Origin of the sequence: Siminovitchia fortis, from assembly GCF_007681465.1 — a bacterium.
Classification (GTDB): Bacteria; Bacillota; Bacilli; order Bacillales; family Bacillaceae_C; genus Siminovitchia; species Siminovitchia fortis.
Map to the genome: position 1 here is coordinate 22,734 of NZ_VEKZ01000018.1, position 19,316 is coordinate 42,049.

The window sequence follows — 19,316 nt, forward strand, 5'->3', positions numbered from 1 at the left end:
TGTTCACTCATTTCTTTATTTTTTAACTCCTGCCAGTGCATCATCGAAAAACCCTTTCACCTTTTCAACATATTCCTCGGAATTCTGCTCAAAGGATTTGACATGGCCTTCTCCTTCCGTAAGCCATAAGGTAAAATGCTCCGGATCCTTCTTCGCCATCATTTCGCTTTCCGTATAAGGGATTGACCCATCTCCTTTATTATGAATAAAAAGAACCGGCCTCGGAGCGACTCTGTCCAATACACTGATGGGACTTGCTTCATCAAGGTCAATGTCCGCCATCATCGGTATGATGGTCAAAATAAGAGGCGTAAACGGAAAGTTCGGCAAGCCGGTCCACACTGGCATGTTCACCTTCAAATAGTCGTGCAGGTCGCTGAAAGGACTGTCGGCAACAACAGCAATAACATCTTCCGAGTCAGCCGCGGCCAATATTGAAGTGGCAGCCCCCATTGAAATACCCAATAACCCGACAGGCTCTTCATAATTTTCGGCCGTCCAGTCAATGGCACCAAGCAAATCAAGCTTTTCTTTTACCCCGACCGTTGTCATCTCCCCATCCGATTCTCCTGCATGGCGGAAATCGAACATGATGACACGATAGCCGTCAGCAAGCAGGTTGCTGGCCAGCGGCAAGAACGGAATATTCTCTTCATAGCGGTTTCCTTTGTAGCCATGTGCGAAAACAACATTCATTTTCGCCGTGCCCGGCGGCTCGAGCACCCATCCGGAAAGCTTCGTCTTTTCATCCTTGCTCATAAACTCAATATCCTTATATTCCATCTCATAATCGCTTGGCAGTACCTCAATCGCTTTTTTTGCAGGCTTTGTCAAATTCGTCCCGACATATACGGAAACTCCGATACAAGTAGAAAAGGCCAATAAAATGATAATGATTCCGGCAATCCACGCGATTTTCTTTTTATTCCAAGTGCCTGGCCTTTTTCTTAGGACAGGTGAGCTGTTCGTCGGTTCCAGCATCATCGGATTCCTCCTCATGTTTTACCATCTAACAAATATTATTTCGAGAAAAATATTTGAATTCCTCTTTTCCCTTTGACACATTCTGTTCAAAAGAAGCTAAAAGCATTAAAAAACACCTTGACTTTTAAAACTTAAATGTCTACTATATAAAAACAAATGTACTTTATAGACAGACAGAAAGGTGAGGAATTTTTAATGAAGAAAGACTATGTATCTATCGGATTATTAGGTTTGGGAACTGTTGGTTCCGGTGTAGTACAGCTGGTTGAAAACCACCAGGATGAGCTGGTTCACCAACTCGGCTGCGGTGTCAAAGTAAAAAGCATTCTTGTACGGAACACAGAGAAAGAAAGAGACATTCAAATTGGCCAGACATTCCTCACCTCCAACCCGGATGATGTGCTTCAAGACCCAGAAATCGATCTTGTCGTTGAAGTGATGGGCGGAATTGAAGAAGCCAGAGAACATATAACAAAAGCAATCCAGGCGAAAAAACATGTCGTTACGGCTAATAAGGATCTGATTGCACTCCATGGGCCCGAATTGCAAAAAGCGGCTGTTGAAAACGGCGTTGACCTGTTTTACGAAGCGAGTGTCGGCGGCGGTATCCCTATTTTGCGTGGATTGACCGAAGGTTTGGTATCCGACCGCCTGAAAAAAGTGATGGGGATCGTCAACGGTACAACTAATTATATTTTAACAAAAATGGAAGAGGAAGGTCAGTCCTATGAAAATGCCCTGAAAAAGGCGCAGGAACTCGGATTTGCCGAAGCGGACCCGACTGCTGACGTTGAAGGGCTGGATGCTGCCAGAAAAATGGCAATCCTTGCAAGACTCGCCTTTTCCACAAGCGTTGCTCTTGATGATGTGGAGGTGGAAGGTATCAGCAAGCTATCCCTTGAAGACCTGCATTATGGACAAAAACTTGGTTATTCCATGAAGCTGATCGGATTTGCTCAAGTCGACGACCATAAAGTGGAAGTGAGCGTCCAGCCGACATTTTTATCCAAGAGCCATCCGCTCTCCTCTGTCAAAAATGAGTATAACGCCATTTATGTGCAAGGTGAAGCAGTCGGTGAAACAATGTTCTACGGACCGGGTGCAGGAAGCCTGCCGACAGCCACTGCCGTCATGGCTGACGTTGTTGCCGTCATTAAAAACCTGCTTCTTGGCGTGAATGGAAAAAGCGCTGTAGCCCCAAGATATGAAAGTGTGTTAAAATCTCCTAAGGAGCGTTTTGGACAATTCTATTTCAGGCTTCATTTGGCTGACGAAGTTGGAGCATTTTCACAAATCACTACTTTGTTCAACGAGTTGGGTATCAGTTTTGAAAAAATCCTGCAAACTCCGCTCAATAAAGGGGAACTGGCTGAAATCATCATTGTTACACATACAGTTTCCTTGGAAAACTTCCAAGAGGCCTTAATGAAGCTTAGGGATTTGTCCGTTGTAAAAGACGTAATCAGTTATTATCGTGTAGAGGGGAATGGAGAAAAATGAACTGGCCGGGCCTGATCTCGCATTATCAACCTTATTTGCCTGTGACAGAAAAAACACCAAGATTAACACTTCAGGAAGGTAACACACCTTTAGTACATCTGGCCCATTTATCTAAAGACCTGGGAATTGAATTGTACGCAAAAGTGGAAGGAGCCAACCCTACCGGCTCATTTAAAGACCGCGGAATGGTCATGGCTGTGGCAAAAGCTGTTGAGGATGGCAGCAAATCGATCATTTGCGCCTCAACAGGAAATACATCTGCTGCTGCTGCGGCTTATGCCGCCAAAGCCGGAATCAGGGCGATCATCGTTATTCCGAACGGAAAGGTCGCACTTGGCAAATTGGCGCAGGCAATAATGTACGGAGCAGAAATCGTTGAAATAGAAGGCAACTTTGATGAAGCCTTGGCAATGGTCCGTAAAATCAGTGAGACAGCACCTGTTACTCTTGTAAACTCTGTCAATCCTTACCGGATTGAAGGGCAGAAAACAGCTGCGTTTGAAATTTGCGACCAGCTTGGCGCTGCTCCGGACGTTTTGGCCATCCCTGTAGGGAATGCCGGAAACATCAGCGCTTATTGGAAAGGATTCAAGGAATATAACGAAGAGAAGCAGACAGGACTTCCTAAGATGTACGGTTTCGAAGCGGAAGGTGCAGCTGCGATTGTGAAAGGTGAGCCTATTGCAAATCCCGAAACTGTAGCAACTGCCATCCGGATTGGAAACCCTGCAAGCTGGAACCTTGCGACAGCAGCAAGAGATGAGTCCGAAGGTAAAATCGAGTCTGTAACGGATGCAGAAATTCTAGAAGCATTCCAATTGATTGCACGTAAGGAAGGCGTGTTCGCCGAGCCTGGTTCATGCGCATCTATTGCTGGTGTACTTCAGCAGGTGAAAAACGGCAGCATCAAAAAAGGAAGCAAGGTTGTCGCTGTATTGACAGGTAACGGACTGAAAGACCCGCAAACTGCCATATCTCAAATTGAGTACAATCCTGTCGTCCTTCCAAATGATGAAAATGTCATTATAGACTATATTAAAGGCGTGGTTAATGAATGAACGGCTTCACTATCTCTGTTCCGGCAAGCACCGCAAATATCGGCCCGGGATTCGATTCTGTCGGAATGGCACTGAACCGTTATTTGACATTACACGTTCAAAGAAGTGACGAATGGGTATTTGAGCACCGCTCAGAGCATCTCCCCCCTGCTGATGCAGCCCAAGAACATTTTATTTACCAAATGGCGGAAAGGATGGCTTCGGAATGTGAAGCCGTCCTTCCTCCTTGTAAAGTGGTTGTTGAAAGTGAAATCCCTTTGGCCCGCGGTATGGGAAGCAGCGCCTCAGCAGTCGTAGCCGGAATAGAACTTGCCAACCAGCTTTGCCAGTTGGAATTAACTCCGGAGGAAAAATTGGAATGGGCCACAAAATTTGAAGGCCATCCGGATAATGTCGCTCCGGCCCTGCTCGGCGGATTGATTGTCACGGCAGAAACAAAGCGGACAGACAAAGTGGAGTATTTTCAAACAGACGATCTAAACATGGACCTTGTCCTATATATTCCAAATTTCGAATTGAAGACAGAAACTGCCAGGAAAGTTCTTCCTGAAACGTTCAGCCGAGCGGATGCAACGGCTGCAAGCGGAATTGGGAATGTCATGATTGCAGGACTGCTATCAGGGGATTATGGGCTTGCCGGCAGAATGATGGAAGCCGACCTCTTCCATGAGCCTTATCGTGCTTCGTTGATTCCAAACTACGATGAGATCCGCCAGGCTGCAAGGGAAATGGGAGCATTCGGAACAGTGATAAGCGGTGCAGGACCGACAATGATATCCTTTGCTCCAAAAGGAACCGGGGAATCAATCGTGAAGGGTATGCAGGCAGTACTGCCAAATTACTCCATTGAATTGATGGAAGCCGACCGAAACGGACTTCGTGTTGAGAAATTCCAGGATTGTAAATAATGAACGAATCGCCTGCGGCCCGAGTGATGAGCACTTGGGCCGTTTATTATCTTTAGCAGAGTATGGAACCCCATCCAAGAACAAATTCTTGAAAAAACAATCCATATATATTATTATTCTCTTATAATTTTTCTGCGCTGGTGTAGCACAGATGGTAGTGCACATCACTCGTAATGATGGGGTCGCAGGTTCAAGTCCTGTCACCAGCATTCGAACGGCCGATGATGCGAAAGGTCGTTTTCACATTTGGAGAAGTACCCAAGTCCGGCTGAAGGGGATGCACTCGAAATGCATTAGGGCGGGCAACCGCCGCGTGGGTTCGAATCCCACCTTCTCCGTCATAAAACAAAGAAAAAGGAACGCCCACTCCCTTGGTGTGAACGTTCCTTTTTTTATTTCACTTCTATTTCATGCTCTTCATGCTCATGCAAACCTTCATCATTTTCGACATGCACCTGAATTTTGTACATTCCGGGCTTTTTAAAATCATAGTGTCCTGTATATTCTCCAGGTTTGGACTCTTTCGCATCCACAAACTCGTGTTTATCGGAACCATCAGTCCAAATTTCAAAGCGGACACGTGCAGCTTCCATAGGCTTGTTCTTAAGTTCAAGATGAGCCATAAGCTCGGCTTTCTTTCCCGCTTTTACGTTTCTTGGTTCCATGAAGTGCATGCTAAAACCCTCAGTTTGATGGTGGTGGCCATGGTCCCCATGATGATGGCCGTCCTCTTCTTCAGCAGCCCCTTCCCCAACTGTCACTGATTTTTTCGGCATGTTGTGCAATCCTCTTGCTGTCACATGTACCTGCACAATGTACACGCCATTGGCATCAAAAGACTTCTCAGCTTCGTATGTGCCGTCTTTGTTATTTTTCGCTTTGATCATTTCACTGTCTTCTTTTTTTCCTTCTTCCCATATTTCAAATTCGACCTCGTCAGCATCTTTTATTTTTTCGTCACCTTGCGTGACAGTCGCTTTAAAAGGTACAGTTTCACCTATATCTGCTGTCTCCTGCACCTCCAATTCCACATCAAGAGGTTTTGGAATATCATCTTCCGAATCCTCAGTTCCTGTATTTCCGCAGGCAGCCAATGCAAGAACGAACAGCCCAATCACAAGTGGCCATAGTCTTTTTTTCATTCATGTCCCCTCCAAAAACTAGAAATTTCCTATTTTCAACTGTACACCCGGATTGTGTGAAACATGTGAAATCAGCGTATCCAATTATTGAAAAGAAGCAGAAATAATTGGAAGGCTGATGGAAGCAGTTGTACCTTTTCCAATTTCGCTTTCAATATGGAATGTTCCGCCATGCAATTTTGCTAAGCTTTCCACGATAGGGAGACCCAGTCCCGTCCCCCCTTCTTTCCTCGTTCTCGCCTTATTCACCCGGTAGAAACGTTCCGTGATTTTATTTAAATCTTCAGCAGGTATCCCGTGACCGGTATCTGCAATTGTAATCAAACCGAATGCTTGATCCTTCAATGTCAAGGAAACTGTAATGGTTCCGCCCTTTTCGGTATGCCTGATCGCATTATCAAGCAAGTTCAAAAGCATCTGCTCCAGGCGCTCTTCATCCACTTCGGCAATCAGATCATAGTTCAGCCGGAACTCCAGATGAATCCCTTTTTGGAGGACCCGCTGTTTCACTTTTTCTATCGATTCCTCAATGATTTGCGCAAGCGGAACAGGCAGCTTTTTCAGAGAAAATTCCTTGGACTCAAATTTTGCCAAATCCAACAGGTCTTCAACAAGACGCTCCATTCTTTTAGCTTCACGTAAAATGATCCGGTTGAATTTTTCTTTGTCTTCGGGCGGAGCCAACCCCGTCTGAATGGCTTCCGTATACCCTTTAATATAACTTAGCGGTGTTCTAAGCTCGTGCGAAACATTCGCAAGGAATTCTTTTTTCTTCTCATCTTCCTTTTCGATGGATTCAGCCATTTCATTGAATGTATGGGCAAGCCGGCCAATTTCATCATCAGGATAGTCCGCCACCCGTACAGACAGATTGCCATCCGATAAATCCCTGGCCGCAGTTTGCATCTCTTTCAATGGATAAATCGCCCTTTTTAACCACTTATTTCCCACTGTCAAGGCAATAAGCAGAAATAAAACAGCGCCCCCAATCCAATAAATGGAATAACGGAAGATCATTTCACTCAAATTGGCCAAAGGATAATATAAGTAAATGACACCTTCCAGTCTTTTTCCATCCAAAAGGGGAATGACGACCGAAATAACATCACGGTTCAATCGCTCCACATGCCCCTTTTTATAAACCGTTTCGCCTTTTAAAAGCGTTTCCCGATCCTCGCCGCTGATCAATGCTTGGTAATCGACTTCAAATGGAAGACACATGCTCAGTTCCCGAGGGTTTTTTACAGCAAATACTTCAAATTGGGATTTCTCCCCAAACCAGTTCACATCATCTATAAAGGATCCGGATACCGACCCTCCATTATAAGAGTTGGCAAGCCGTCTCCCCGTTTCAAGCATCTCCGTTTTGAGGCTGTTTACATACAACCTCTCATATAAAAAGTAAGAGAATAATGTGGCATATACAGTTGATACGGTAAAAGCGAGCACCAGGGCAATGGACATTTTCCGGGACAAGCCGATTTTCATTTCGGAACCTCGAATTTATAGCCGCATCCCCAAACTGTTTGAATGTAGCGTCCCGCTTCCTCTCCTATCTTCATTCGAAGTGTTTTTATATGAGTATCTACGGTACGCAATCCGCCTTGGTAGGCAATGTCCCATACTTTTTCAAGCAGATCCTCACGTGAGAACACCTTACCGGGATGTTTCATCATGACTTTAAGGAGTTCAAATTCTTTGAAGGTCAATTGGATTTTATCGCCTTTCACGATGAGCTTTCTCTGATCTTCATCCATCATAAACCAGCCATGCTCCATGACTGCCTTGTTTTGATGGAATGCAGATCTTCTTAATACAGCATCAATCCTTGCCACAAGCTCACCTGGGGAAAACGGCTTGACTATGTAATCATCCGCTCCCAGCCTCAGTCCCTTTACCTTATCCCATTCCTCTCCCTTTGCTGATAAAAAAATGATGGGAATATTGCTCTTTTCACGGATTTCTTCGCATATTTCAAACCCGTCCATGCCGGGAAGCATGATATCAAGCAATACAAGGTCCGGCTCTTCTTTTAAAAATTCATCTTGGAGCTGTTCATATCCATCAGCTTCAGATGTCCGATATCCCGAATTTTGCAAGTACATGGAGATCAGGTCTCTCATTTCTTCTTCATCATCCACGATCAACACGTGTACCATCATTTCACCTTCTCACGCGTAAAAATAACGAATGGCCCTTTGCCGACATCGGCAGTCTCCTCAATATCAAGTGTATCCGGGTTGATCCAATACATTTTTTCACTGTCAAATCCTGCCACTACAAGCTTTCCGCCTAATGAATCAATCGCAAAAGGATTGGCCCCGATTTCGGCTTCGTTCATCAGCTCATAATGGACATTATAATGATACAGCATATTTGTTCCATGGCTTAATGCATATATTCCCTTTTCATTTTCAAAAAAATCAACCGGCATCAAAGGGGCGGGAAGTTCCTCTTTTAACGTACCCGTTTCTAAAGAGTAAATTGAAATGGCCGATTGGGGTTTATCCCCTTTTCCATGCCCGCCAATCCATAGTTCCTTTTCCCTCAGCAGCATCCCTGCCGTGGATGCGGGAATATTGAACTCATTTTCGGTTTCATGACTCCTTAGGTTGATGACCGAAAGCTTGGCTCCTTTGAATGAAGCTACATAAAGCTTCTTCCCATCCGTCTCCATGGCCATCGGATAATCCGGTGTTTTTACACTGTTTGTTTCTTTACCATTTTCATCAAAAAATCGGACCTTGTTCTGGATTTTGTCAGCAAAAGCGAATTCAGCGTCCGGTTCCAGATAAAGAACATTTGATATGCCCTTTCCGCACTTAAAGCTCTTTTTTAAAGACCCGTTTTTAAGAGAGTAAAAGTTAACCTCCTCAATTTCCGGACCATATAGGATCAATGTATCTCCATCAGGCAGGAGAGTCGCGCCAGTATACGGCTTCTTCAATTCCCATCGTGCAAACTTCTCACCGGCCGCATTTAAAAAATCTATACTGAAATCTCCCACATTCAAAGTGGCCGCAAATGATTCCCTTTCATCAATCGGCTGCTGTTTCTTTTCCTGGCAGCCTGACAGAATGAAAAAACATGCCAGGCAGATAAAAATCAAGCGGAGTTTTCCCATCGTCTCACCTTCGTTTTCAAACATGGTGGGTCTTATCATAAGCATAACCTAAAATTGTGTGCTTTTGATGAAATAAGTATGTTTAATCAAAGACAGTCAGTCTAGGCTCGATATATAAGAAACATGTCCTCAGATTAACTTTTTATGAACTGTATAGACAGGGGTGGTAAGATTCTTATAAAGTGAAATTTCAATCAGTGGGGTTTTCTTCATCCCCCACTGATTGTTAGTTGAACGAATCGGGCTTTTACGGGCAGTTCATCTAATGTTTTGAGGTGGGAGTCTTACTCCCATGAAAATAAATGAATTACTTATGATAAAAATCCCAATCCCTATACGGGATTTTTTATTTTTTAATATTAGAGTTCAATCATCCTTGTAGATACCTCTTTAACATTCACTGTTATAATAGATTTGTAAGATTTAATAGAAATCTATTTTGGGCCAAAACCAATGATTGAGGAAAGGGGAGTTGGCATAAACATGCCGGCAACTCCAAAGAAAATAAGATATATCTTTTTAATTCTGGGCATATTTACACAAAAATATCCAGTAAGTGAGCTGTGTTCTTGGCTGAAAAAATATGCAGCTTTATCTCCATTTTAAACGGGGATAAAGCTGCATATAAACATGTTTATAAGAATCTTTAAGCGTTGTTCGCATACGTATTAATTCCTGTTCCGTTTACAATCTCCTGAACTTCAGTGCCGTCGAGCGTTTCCTGGTGCATTAACGCTTCGACAAGGTTTTCATACTCCGTTTGATGAGCTTTGATGATAAGCTCCGTTTTTTCCAAAGCATTATTGAACAGTTCCTGCATTTTCGTTTCTTTTTCTTGCTTTTGGAAAGTGAGTGTAAAACCGTCTTGAAGCATGCCCGTATCGACCATTTGCTCCAAAAGATTTTTTGCCTGCTGGACATCACCGCTGACGCCGATGCTGTGTTCGCCAAGGTAAAGGCGTTCGGCGACGCCTCCGGCAAGAATCATGCTTACCTGGTCAAGGAGTTCGCTTGCTGTTGAAAGGTGCAGTTCCTTTTGGATAGGAGCCACATAGCCAAGTGCCTGGCCACGCGGAATGATTGTCGCTTTTCTTACAGTGCCCGGCTTGGTGACCGCCTGAACGAGAGCATGTCCAGCTTCATGGATGGCTACACGCCTCTTCGTCTCCGGATCGTTTAAGGCGCGGGAGGTGCTGCCTAGAATCGTCCGGTCAATCGCATAATCAAGGTCTTTCTTATTGATCTGTTCTCTTCCTTCACGGATGGCCCTTCTGCTTGCCGATTCAAACAGTGAGCTGATTTCCGCTCCGGAAAAACCGGATGTGCTTTCGGCCAGTGTGCCAAGGGAAGCCGCGACATCCTGCGCGAGGTTCTTACCTTTTGTATGAATATCGATGATTTCCCTTCTGCCTTTTGTATCAGGCAAAGGAACATTGAATGTAAAGTCGATTCTTCCTGGCCGCAGGAAAGCATCATCCAACATGTCTTTCCGGTTGGTGGCGGCAATGAACAGAATCCCGTCATTATCATGCCCGCCATCAAGCTGTACAAGCAGTTCCGTCAATGTTTTTTCCGTTTCTTCTCCGCCATGCGCTTTACGCTTGCCGGCAAGAGCGTCAACTTCATCGATAAAAATAACTGACGGCTTTTGTTTCCGGGCGTTTTCGAATAAGGAGCGTACCCGTGAAGCGCCGACACCGACAAAAAGCTCGGTAAAAGCGGAACCTGAAGACGAGAAGAAAGAAGCGCCGATTTCTCGGGCGATGGCCTGTGCCAGCAATGTTTTACCTGTTCCAGGCGGCCCGTACAATAAAATTCCTTTTGGGGCCTCAATGCCTACCTTGGCTGACCTGTCGGGATCTTTGATAATTTCCAGCGTCTGAAGGATTTCCTCTTTCATTTCTTCAGGCAATCCTCCGACATCGTCAAGAGTGATGGAAGGAAGCGGCGTTTCTTTTGACGTGCTGTTCTTCATTGCTGTAACGCCTATTTTTCCTTTTTTATGCAAAACGAACGCTGCGCCAGCCATGAGAACAATCAGGCCCCCGACGACCCAATTCCCTGCCTGGCTGCCGTTCGAATATTTATAACTAATATGGTAAGTTTCAACAAGTTTTTCAACCATTTGGCTGTTTGGCCTTACGTGGGAGATGAACTTACCATTTGGAGTCTTGAGATATAACGTCCCATCGGACGTTTCCTTGAGTGAAACCAATTCGCCATTTTGAGCCTGGATTGTGGACTCCATCTCAGAAAATGGAATGACGGTTCCTTTATCCATTGTTTGAACCGCCCACACAATGCATGCTGCGATGACAATGAGACCGATGGCTAGAGGAACAATCTTCGTTGTGAATTTGGAATTAGATTTCACCGTTCCAGCTCCCTTAAATGATATAAATCTATTACATAGTATAACACCTGACAGTTAAATAGGCTATAAGTCATATTATGGCAGCTGTGTGACAACGGCAAAGAGGGAAGCGGAAGAGATAAGTATGCTGATCCTACCTTTCAACGGAGAATGGCCCTATTTTAAATTGACAGAAGTGAATGAATATTATAACCTACATACAATGGAGGGAACAATAACAATTTTATATTAAGAGAGAAAGGTAGTGGAAGATGATCCTTAAACCTTATAATGTACCGTTGCCGTTACAAATGATGCGTTGTTTAATTCCTCGTTATGAATTATCACCAAAAGAGAAACATGATTACATTTATCTGGAAAAAGGCCACGAAGGTGAACGTAAATTTGCATCACTGTTGGAGAACTTATCAAATTTGATCATCATGCACGATTTATTACTCGAATGTGATAATAATATCTTTCAAATCGATGCGCTATTGCTTAAACACAAGACTATCCATCTTTTTGAGGTAAAAAATTTTGAGGGTGACTTCTACATAGAATCAGACATCTGGTATACAGGGTCAGGTAAGGAAATCAAAAATCCCCTGCTTCAGTTAAGCCGCTGCGAATCTTTACTTCGGCAGTTTCTTCAAAAATCCGGATTTAATTTTCCTATTAAAGGAAATGTCATCTTTATTAATTCCGAGTTCACTTTGTACCAAGCCCCACTCCATCTGCCCATTATACTCCCAACCCAACTAAATCGCTTTTTGAACCAACTTAATGCGAATTCTCCAAAACCGAATAACAATCATATAAGTCTTGCCGATAAGTTAGTAAGCAGCCACTTAGATGATCGCTCCTACCACAGATTACCCCATTACCACTACGATCAATTGAAAAAAGGGATCGTATGTATGTCGTGCAACTCCTTAACGACTTCTTTAATGGGCAGGCGGGTGGTATGTGATCATTGTGGAAGCGAAGAGAATGTGGACACTTCGATAAGGAGAAGTATCCAACAATTCCAGCTACTTTTTCCAGATAAAAAGATTACAACGAGTATTATTCAAGAATGGTGCGGAATCGGTTCAGATAAAACAATTAGGAGAATTCTTGGAAGCTATTTTAAAATGAAATGGCAGGGTAAGAATACGTATTATGTGGATTCAAATGGGTAATAGTTGCTCTTTCAATTTATACCCTTATAGTCGGGTTAAAATTAATATGCATGAAGCACAGGCCTATTCGGAGGACAAGAGTACGGATTCGTTACTGTTTTTCCGAATTGAGGCCTCATTCGGGAAGGTATCACTCTGATTCGTTACCGTTTTCGAAAGGTGGACCTTGATTCGGGAAGGTATCACGCCGATTCGTTACCCTTTTCGAAATGCGAACCCTCTTTCGGGAAGGTATCACGCCGATTCGTTACCCTTTTCGAAAGGTGAACCCTCGTTCGGGAAGGTATCACGCGGATTCGTTACCCTTTTCGAAATGCGAAACCTCGTTCGGGAAGGTATCACGCGGATTCGTTACCCTTTTCGAAATGCGAAACCTCATTCGGGAAGGTATCACGCGGATTCGTTACCCTTTTCGAAAGGTGAACCTTCATTCGGGAAGGTATCACACTGATTCGTTACCGTTTTCGAAATGCGAAACCTCATTCGGGAAGGAATCATACGGATGCCTTATCATTTCCACAATGTGCATCCCATCATCTGCCGCTCCGGCTAATTCCAATATAAAAAGGCACCCATACAAGGATGCCTCTTTTAAGCGCAAATCGTAAATCAATGCAATTCACTGTGAATGATGGATCTCCATTCAAGGTCCCCGCGTTCCAATCCCCGAATCAATAGTTCGGCCGTGCCCATATTGGTAGCAAGCGGAACCCCGTACACATCGCTCAGCCTCATAAGCGCGGATACATCCGGTTCATGCGGCTGGGCAGTCAGGGGATCCCGGAGAAAAATAATCATGTCTATTTGATTTTGGGCGACAAGTGCACCAATCTGCTGGTCTCCCCCAAGCGGCCCGGACTTAAACCGCTGTATGTCCAAGCCGGTCGCTTCCTGAATTCTGGTACCGGTCGTTCCGGTTGCGTACAGCCTGTGATTCTTCAAAATATGGCGGTAGGCCATTGCGAATTGAACTATGTCATCTTTTTTCTTATCGTGGGCAATCAAAGCTAGATTCACAGTTTTCCCTCTTTCTTCATTTAATTCGAAGGCCTGCCTGCCAGCTGCTTTTCTCCTGAAATTCAAGCCATTCCAGTTGACGCAGCCGTACATCAAACAGTTTTACCGGATCCCGGAAAGTTTCCGGATGTGATTTCATTTTAGATAGCGCCGCTTTGTTTTTATCAACTTGCTCTTGATAAGAGGCGGCGGATTTTTTCAAAGCTTTAAAAGGTTCCCTGAAAAACAGGGAAATATCCCGAGGGATCGCTTTTTCAAGAAGTTCAAATTGACGGAAAAATTTATTTGCGATCGATTCCGCTGTTTCACTGTAGTCTTCATTTTCGATGAAGCTTTTATACCTATTATACATCATCGAGTTATTGGCCGGAATGACACCAAATATCTTCCCGGCGCTTTTCAACAGTACCTGTGAAGGGGTTCTCTTCAGCAAAATATTTTCCTTGTCAATTTGGATAGCCCCCGTCATCCTGTCGGCATCCCTCTGCCAATCTGCCAGAATCTGAAAATCACATTCCAGGCGGATTTGCTCCTCTCCCATCAGCTCATTGAAACTGTCGTTCCATCCAATCAGCAGTTCCTGCGCTTCATTCAACTCACCTTCTGCAAAACTGATCCAATCCTGCAAAGAGCTGATATACGTTGGATGGACGGTATATTGCAAATACTCGTCAATCCTTTTGTTCATCTCATCATTGAGCACATGGTGGATATTGCCAAAATCACTGTCCTCACGAAGAATATCCGCGGATTCCTTAATCAATTTTGGAATCGTCTTTAACAGATCCGAGCGGATTTCATCTTTAAGCGACCGGTAGGCATTCTGAATCACTTTTGACTTTTCTTCTTCCACATCATAAAGCTGATGGATGGCACCCTGAAGCTTTGAGAGCAGATCCTCCTCGAATTGGATGGATCCGTGCAGTTCCTTCTCCACTTTCACTTGCTGCTGCAATAAATGTTTGATTGTTTCCCGGATAAAAAACAACATGTTTCCGGTACGAAGCCTGTCATTCCGCACATTGCGAAGTTGCTGATCAATAAAACGAGAAAATGCCTCCTGCTGCTTCTCATCGTCTCCATCTGCAGAGAAGGTGATCAATTCTGCATCCGGAAAATAGTTTTTGATCCTTTTTCCGATGTCGGCAATCTTGTCAGGGGCCAGCAGTCCACTCTTTTTCAACACGAAATGTACAGGGCAAAGCGGAATTCTTTCCGTTACTTCCAATAAAAATTCACATTCCTCTGCAGAAAATGGTTCAATCGTATTCAGGACAAATAATAGGCTGTCGCTCATCCGTACATATTCCAGAAAATGGCGGTTATTTTCGTTCAGCCCATCCATTTCAGGATAGTCGATAATGGCAACATCACGGCCATGCAAGAAAGCATTCGGTCCTGAATAGACAAGCATTGCGTCATGAAGGTTCTCCGCCTCGATGATCTCCTTGCTTGTAGTAACGGCTGAAGTTCCTTCATCAGTTACGAGCTGAAATTCAGTCTCTTCCCCGTCCTTAAATAAAACGGGAAGGGAGACATCAATAATGCTGCTGTGCTGCTTCAGCATTAAATGAACAAATGAAGATTTCTCACCCGCAGACTTGCCTGCAATCATGACCCTTCGTGAATTTAAATCCTCAAGCTGCTGCAAGCTCCATTCAAATCTTTTGTGAAGATTCAAGCCTTGTTCATCTGCCCAGCTTTGAATGGCGTGGGCCAGTCCCGCTATTTTTTCCATCAGCATTCCCTGGTTAGTCGACTCCGCCAGGCTTTCTTCCGCTGAGCTGACTGCCTTCTGATTCATTTGCGAAGGAAAAACATCGTTCCATGCCAAAACACCTGCTGCCGCCAAGGGGGCAGTTTTGAAATCCGCAATTTTCAGCCATGCCGTTAAAAGATTTGGCATGATCTCTGTCAGGTCTGTCAAATAATATTTGCCCGAAAGCAATTGAATAAAGGTGTTATTCATAAGCTCAGGCAATGACTTCCATTTATACGTATGCAAATCCGAATCAAGTAAAATGATGGTCGCTTCCGTAATCCATAACAGATAATCTTCACGTTGTTCATGGCTTTTCCAAAGGGCAGCCATCAATTTTTCAAATAAGGCCGGATCCACCTTTTGCGCCAAATATAGAATCGGCACAAAATGGGATGCCCCATGGAGTTGGGTATGGCCATTCTCTATGAAAGAATGAAGCTTTTGAAACCATTCAGGCGATTTTGTCCGCCTCGCTTCGTTGACGGCAAGCTCCACTGCACTGTTCCAATCCCCGCGTTCTTCAAAAAAGGCGCATGCCAGCTCCGTCACATTCTGGTAATCTGGATGAATAGCAACGGCGTTTTTGATCATTTGGTCAGCTTCTTCATTTTTACCCTGTTCCAAATAAAGTGTGAACAACTGCAAAGCCACTTCTGTATTGAGGATCAGAGATTCTGCTGAAATCGACTTATAAATATCCTCCGCTGTACGTAGAAAGCCAAGCTCAAAGTACGCATCTGCAATATTCTTTTTTGCCCATGGCTCCAGCTCATTATGTATGTTTTCCCATTTGAAAATGGCTGCCTCGTAATCACAGTTATGAAAATATACTTCACCTTGGGCAAACCGAATATAGGAAAGGTCGGCCATATCCTTTTTTTGTTCTTCTAAATAAAGCTCTCCCAGCTGGCGAATGGGATGATCATCCAAGTCCCCTTGCAAGAACTTTTCCTCGTAATAAGCTTTTTTTACCAAGGAGTCTTCATTTTTCACTGTCTTCACCCGCCCGTCTGTTTAGATAATCGCTTTTATACATATTACTATATTTTTATGTACGAATCACTTTTAATTAACAACACTTTTTGCAGACGGAGACAGCCACTTTTAACATTTTTAACTTATTTTCTTAACTTTTCCCCTTTTTATTGACACTTTGTTGTGCTAAAATGTTTCCTATAATTGAATCATCAATATGTAATGACGGAGAAGGCATGAAGTGAAATCTTGAGAGAGTCGGTGGCTGGTGGAAACCGATGATTTTGCCTCAAACAGCCCAGCACTCCGGAACTGGCGTTTTGCGCCCGGCCATATGCCGTTATCTTCTCGAGACTATTTTTAAAAAATGGAATTTCTTAAAATAGTGAACGAGGGTGGCACCACGGATATTACGTCCCTCATAACAAGGCATCCATGTCTGTTATGAGGGGTTTTTCATTTAATTTTATTTTGAAAGGATGAATAATCAGTGTTTTTAGACAAAGAGTTTCTGTTTACACCAGGGCCTACTCCGATTCCCGACCGGGTGAATATCGCGATGAGCAAGCCGATGATCGGCCACCGCAGCGCGGCATTCCCTGTATTGCTGGAAGATGTATCTACTAGGCTTCAACCGGTTTTCGGATCGGACAATCCAGTTTGCATCATCTCAGGAAGCGGAACAGGAGCTTTGGAAGCAGCCGCAGTAAATACAATCGAACCGGGCGATGATGTTGTCGTCATCGTCGGCGGAGCATTTGGCGATCGTTTTGCAAAAATATGCGCAGCTCACGGAGCTAATGTTCATAGGCTCGAAGTGGAGTGGGGCAAGGCGTGCCAGCCGGAACAGCTTGAGGATTTTATCAAATCTGCCAATAAAAATTTCAAGGCAGTTTTTGCCACTTACTGTGAAACTTCCACAGCTGTAATTCATCCGATCAAACAACTCGGCGAAGTGACAAAGCGTGTATCTGATGCCCTGTTCATCGTCGATGGGGTCAGCTGTATCGGCGGCGTTCCTGCTGATATGGCAGGCTGGAATATCGATATTTTAGTTTCCGGATCACAAAAAGCATTGATGCTTCCGCCAGGGCTCGCTTTTGTTGCTGTCAATGACCATGCAAAAACTGTGATTAAAAATAACAAATCCAACCGCTTTTTCTTTGACTTGAACCGTTATTTTGATGCTTATGACCAAAAAAAATCCACACCGTTTACCCCAGCGGTCTCGCTTATTTACGGGGCCCAGGAAGTTTGCCGGATGATTGAAGAAGAAGGATTGGAAAATGTCATCAAACGCCATGAGCTTTTAAAAACAATGACCCGCGAAGGGGTCAAAGCATTGGATATCCCGCTTTTGACATCTGATGAGGTCGCTTCTCCTACCGTCACAGCTGTAAAACCGGAGAATGGAAAAGCGAATGAGATGAAAAAAATGATGCTGGATCAATACAGAATTTCACTTGCCGGCGGACAGCAAAAGTTATCCGGAGAAATTTTCCGGATCGGCCACATGGGATACTGCACACCATTTGATGTACTGACTGTATTAAGCGCACTTGAAATGACCGTCAAGGCAATCGAAGGCAGAGACGTACTCGGCCTTGCGACTAAGAGAGCACAGGAGGTTTGGGCTGAACATGTATAAAGTGTTAGTAACAGATTCAATCAGCGATTCCGGATTAAAGGCACTATATGATCATCCGAATTTTACCGTGGAAAAAAAATCAGGGTTGTCCCCTGAAGAGATAAAGGAAATCATTAAAGACTACGATGCATTGATTGTAAGAAGCCAGACACAGGTGACGGAAGATATTCTGAATTCCGCTGATCATCTCCGCGTCGTTGCCCGTGCTGGAGTTGGTGTAGATAATATCGATATCAATGCCGCAACAAAAAAAGGGATCCTCGTCATCAACGCACCTGGCGGGAATACGATTGCCGCAGCAGAACATACAATGGCCATGATGCTTTCTTTGGCACGCAGAATTCCTCATGCGCATATGTCAACATCTGCCGGAAATTGGGACCGCAATGCTTTCAAGGGAGTTGAATTGTACGAAAAAACCCTTGGTATCATTGGGATGGGTAAAATTGGAGCTGAAGTCGCAAAAAGAGCGAAAAAATTCGGCATGACGATTCTGGGCTACGATCCCTATTTGACTGAAGAACGCGCAAATATGATGGGAATCACGAAAGCTACATTGGATGAAATTGCGGAAGCCGCAGACTTCATTACAGTCCATACGCCGCTTACAAAAGATACAAAAGGCTTGATTAATGACGACTATCTGGCCAAAACGAAAAAAGGCGTCCGGATCATCAACTGTGCACGCGGCGGCATCATTGACGAGGCTGCTTTGGTACGCGGATTAAATTCCGGCCAGGTTGCAGGTGCAGCCATCGATGTATTCGAAACTGAGCCTGCATCCAACCAAGAACTTCTCAGCCACCCAAATGCCATTGTCACACCGCATTTGGGAGCATCAACAGTAGAAGCCCAGGAAAAAGTTGCCCAAGAAGTCAGTGAAGAAATCATCGATATTTTTGAAACTGAATCCATTCGCCATGCGATCAATATGCCGCAAGTTTCCGGCGAGAAACAGAAGAAGCTTCAGCCTTTTATCGATCTGGGCGAGCAAATCGGAATACTTGCCATTCAATTATTGAAGCATGCCCCTGATAAAATCGAAATCAACTACTTTGGCGAACTTGCAAAAGAAGATAACGACCTATTGACAAGAACGATGATCAAAGGTATTTTGTCATATCATTTGAGCGACTCTGTCAATATGGTCAATGCCCTTCATCTCCTGAATGACCAGGGCGTATCATTCAACGTCACCAAAAGCCCGGCAAGCAAAGGGTTCGCAAGCTATATGGAACTTACTTTGTATAATGAAAATGACAAAGCAATTGTCGGGGGGACCATTCTCAACGGTTACGGTGCACGCATCGTGAAAATGAATGAGTACAGAGTGGATGTCCGTCCTGAACGCTATATGCTGTATATCGAACACAATGATGTACCGGGAATGATCGGACAAGTCGGCTCCATCCTCGGAAACCATCAGATCAACATCGGAACAATGCAGGTGGGAAGAGCCGAAGCCGGCGGGGAGGCCATCATGGTTCTTACACTTGATAAACAAGTCGGCGATGACGTTGCCCAAGAATTGGTGAAAATGGACGGTTTAAGAGCTGTTCAGTTCCTGGAGCTTCCAAACGGTAATGTACCAGTATATAATGCATAAATAAACTTTTCACAACAAGAGATCCTGCTCAATTAAAGTGCAGGATCTCTTTTTA

The 19,316-nt window shown here is 44.2% G+C and carries 14 protein-coding genes and 2 tRNA genes; 8 read left to right on the forward strand and 8 right to left on the reverse strand.

What is annotated here, in order from left to right; translation table 11 throughout:
- Nucleotides 1–15: 15 nt before the first annotated feature.
- On the reverse strand, nucleotides 16–984 hold the full coding sequence (locus tag FS666_RS08240) for an alpha/beta hydrolase (RefSeq protein WP_144461327.1): 969 nt from the start codon (nucleotides 982–984) through the stop codon (nucleotides 16–18).
- 195 nt (nucleotides 985–1,179) lie between these two features.
- On the opposite strand from FS666_RS08240, the gene FS666_RS08245 reads away from it, so the two are divergent.
- The 5 genes from FS666_RS08245 to FS666_RS08265 all read left to right on the forward strand — a co-directional run bounded on the left by FS666_RS08245 (nucleotide 1,180) and on the right by FS666_RS08265 (nucleotide 4,788).
- Nucleotides 1,180–2,484: a homoserine dehydrogenase gene (locus tag FS666_RS08245; RefSeq protein WP_120071347.1), complete on the forward strand. Its 1,305-nt coding sequence runs from the start codon at nucleotides 1,180–1,182 to the stop codon at nucleotides 2,482–2,484.
- On the forward strand, nucleotides 2,481–3,542 hold the full coding sequence (thrC, locus tag FS666_RS08250; RefSeq protein WP_120071344.1) for a threonine synthase: 1,062 nt from the start codon (nucleotides 2,481–2,483) through the stop codon (nucleotides 3,540–3,542). Before FS666_RS08245 ends, thrC begins: the two co-directional genes overlap by 4 nt.
- A complete protein-coding gene (gene thrB, locus FS666_RS08255) occupies nucleotides 3,539–4,450 on the forward strand; it encodes a homoserine kinase (protein ID WP_120071342.1) in 912 nt (303 codons plus the stop codon). Before thrC ends, thrB begins: the two co-directional genes overlap by 4 nt.
- Before the next feature lie 136 nt (nucleotides 4,451–4,586).
- Nucleotides 4,587–4,659 (forward strand) — tRNA-Thr (locus tag FS666_RS08260).
- Between the two features lie 39 nt (nucleotides 4,660–4,698).
- Nucleotides 4,699–4,788 (forward strand) — tRNA-Ser (locus FS666_RS08265).
- Between the two features lie 54 nt (nucleotides 4,789–4,842).
- Here the strand turns inward: FS666_RS08265 and FS666_RS08270 are convergent.
- From FS666_RS08270 to FS666_RS08290, 5 genes are all read right to left on the reverse strand, one after another.
- Entirely contained in the window at nucleotides 4,843–5,592 is a 750-nt protein-coding gene (locus tag FS666_RS08270) for a FixH family protein (protein WP_120071340.1), read from the reverse strand.
- Nucleotides 5,593–5,676: 84 nt separating this feature from the next.
- A complete protein-coding gene (locus FS666_RS08275) occupies nucleotides 5,677–7,080 on the reverse strand; it encodes a sensor histidine kinase (RefSeq protein ID WP_120071338.1) in 1,404 nt (467 codons plus the stop codon).
- Nucleotides 7,077–7,751 carry a response regulator transcription factor gene (locus FS666_RS08280; protein ID WP_120071336.1) on the reverse strand — a complete coding sequence of 225 codons (675 nt, stop codon included), beginning with the start codon at nucleotides 7,749–7,751 and terminating at the stop codon, nucleotides 7,077–7,079. Before FS666_RS08280 ends, FS666_RS08275 begins: the two co-directional genes overlap by 4 nt.
- Nucleotides 7,751–8,716, reverse strand: coding sequence for a LolA-like protein (locus FS666_RS08285; protein ID WP_120071334.1), 966 nt, complete (start codon nucleotides 8,714–8,716; stop codon nucleotides 7,751–7,753). Before FS666_RS08285 ends, FS666_RS08280 begins: the two co-directional genes overlap by 1 nt.
- Nucleotides 8,717–9,362: 646 nt before the next feature.
- The gene (locus tag FS666_RS08290; RefSeq protein ID WP_144461326.1) at nucleotides 9,363–11,090 is read right to left on the reverse strand and encodes an AAA family ATPase; all 1,728 of its coding nucleotides are present in this window, start codon (nucleotides 11,088–11,090) and stop codon (nucleotides 9,363–9,365) included.
- Nucleotides 11,091–11,341: 251 nt separating this feature from the next.
- Between FS666_RS08290 and FS666_RS08295 the strand changes: the two genes are divergently transcribed.
- Complete coding sequence (locus tag FS666_RS08295; protein ID WP_144461325.1) at nucleotides 11,342–12,253, forward strand: nuclease-related domain-containing protein; 912 nt, start codon at nucleotides 11,342–11,344, stop codon at nucleotides 12,251–12,253.
- Between the two features lie 609 nt (nucleotides 12,254–12,862).
- Here FS666_RS08295 and mgsA read toward each other — a convergent pair.
- Together mgsA and FS666_RS08305 are read right to left on the reverse strand one after the other, a co-directional pair.
- Entirely contained in the window at nucleotides 12,863–13,270 is a 408-nt protein-coding gene (mgsA, locus tag FS666_RS08300) for a methylglyoxal synthase (protein ID WP_120071328.1), read from the reverse strand.
- A 16-nt stretch (nucleotides 13,271–13,286) separates the two neighbouring features.
- Nucleotides 13,287–16,025, reverse strand: a complete 2,739-nt coding sequence (locus FS666_RS08305) for a GTP-binding protein (RefSeq protein WP_144461324.1) — start codon at nucleotides 16,023–16,025, stop codon at nucleotides 13,287–13,289.
- A gap of 472 nt (nucleotides 16,026–16,497) precedes the next feature.
- Here FS666_RS08305 and FS666_RS08310 point away from each other — a divergent pair, with 472 nt between their 5' ends.
- Complete coding sequence (locus FS666_RS08310) at nucleotides 16,498–17,655, forward strand: pyridoxal-phosphate-dependent aminotransferase family protein (RefSeq protein ID WP_144461323.1); 1,158 nt, start codon at nucleotides 16,498–16,500, stop codon at nucleotides 17,653–17,655.
- Nucleotides 17,648–19,261, forward strand: a complete 1,614-nt coding sequence (gene serA, locus FS666_RS08315) for a phosphoglycerate dehydrogenase (RefSeq protein WP_120071320.1) — start codon at nucleotides 17,648–17,650, stop codon at nucleotides 19,259–19,261. The genes FS666_RS08310 and serA overlap by 8 nt, the downstream gene beginning before the upstream one ends.
- Nucleotides 19,262–19,316: the final 55 nt, after the last annotated feature.

Excerpts from the sequence above, each read along its gene's own strand:
- FS666_RS08245 (WP_120071347.1), top strand. The coding sequence starts at position 1,180 with ATGAAGAAAGACTATGTATCTATCGGATTATTAGGTTTGGGAACTGTT.
- FS666_RS08270 (WP_120071340.1), bottom strand. The coding sequence starts at position 5,592 with ATGAAAAAAAGACTATGGCCACTTGTGATTGGGCTGTTCGTTCTTGCA.
- FS666_RS08295 (WP_144461325.1), top strand. The coding sequence starts at position 11,342 with ATGATCCTTAAACCTTATAATGTACCGTTGCCGTTACAAATGATGCGT.
- serA (WP_120071320.1), top strand. The coding sequence starts at position 17,648 with ATGTATAAAGTGTTAGTAACAGATTCAATCAGCGATTCCGGATTAAAG.
- FS666_RS08240 (WP_144461327.1), bottom strand. The coding sequence starts at position 984 with ATGATGCTGGAACCGACGAACAGCTCACCTGTCCTAAGAAAAAGGCCA.
- FS666_RS08275 (WP_120071338.1), bottom strand. The coding sequence starts at position 7,080 with ATGAAAATCGGCTTGTCCCGGAAAATGTCCATTGCCCTGGTGCTCGCT.
- thrC (WP_120071344.1), top strand. The coding sequence starts at position 2,481 with ATGAACTGGCCGGGCCTGATCTCGCATTATCAACCTTATTTGCCTGTG.
- FS666_RS08285 (WP_120071334.1), bottom strand. The coding sequence starts at position 8,716 with ATGGGAAAACTCCGCTTGATTTTTATCTGCCTGGCATGTTTTTTCATT.
- thrB (WP_120071342.1), top strand. The coding sequence starts at position 3,539 with ATGAACGGCTTCACTATCTCTGTTCCGGCAAGCACCGCAAATATCGGC.
- FS666_RS08280 (WP_120071336.1), bottom strand. The coding sequence starts at position 7,751 with ATGGTACACGTGTTGATCGTGGATGATGAAGAAGAAATGAGAGACCTG.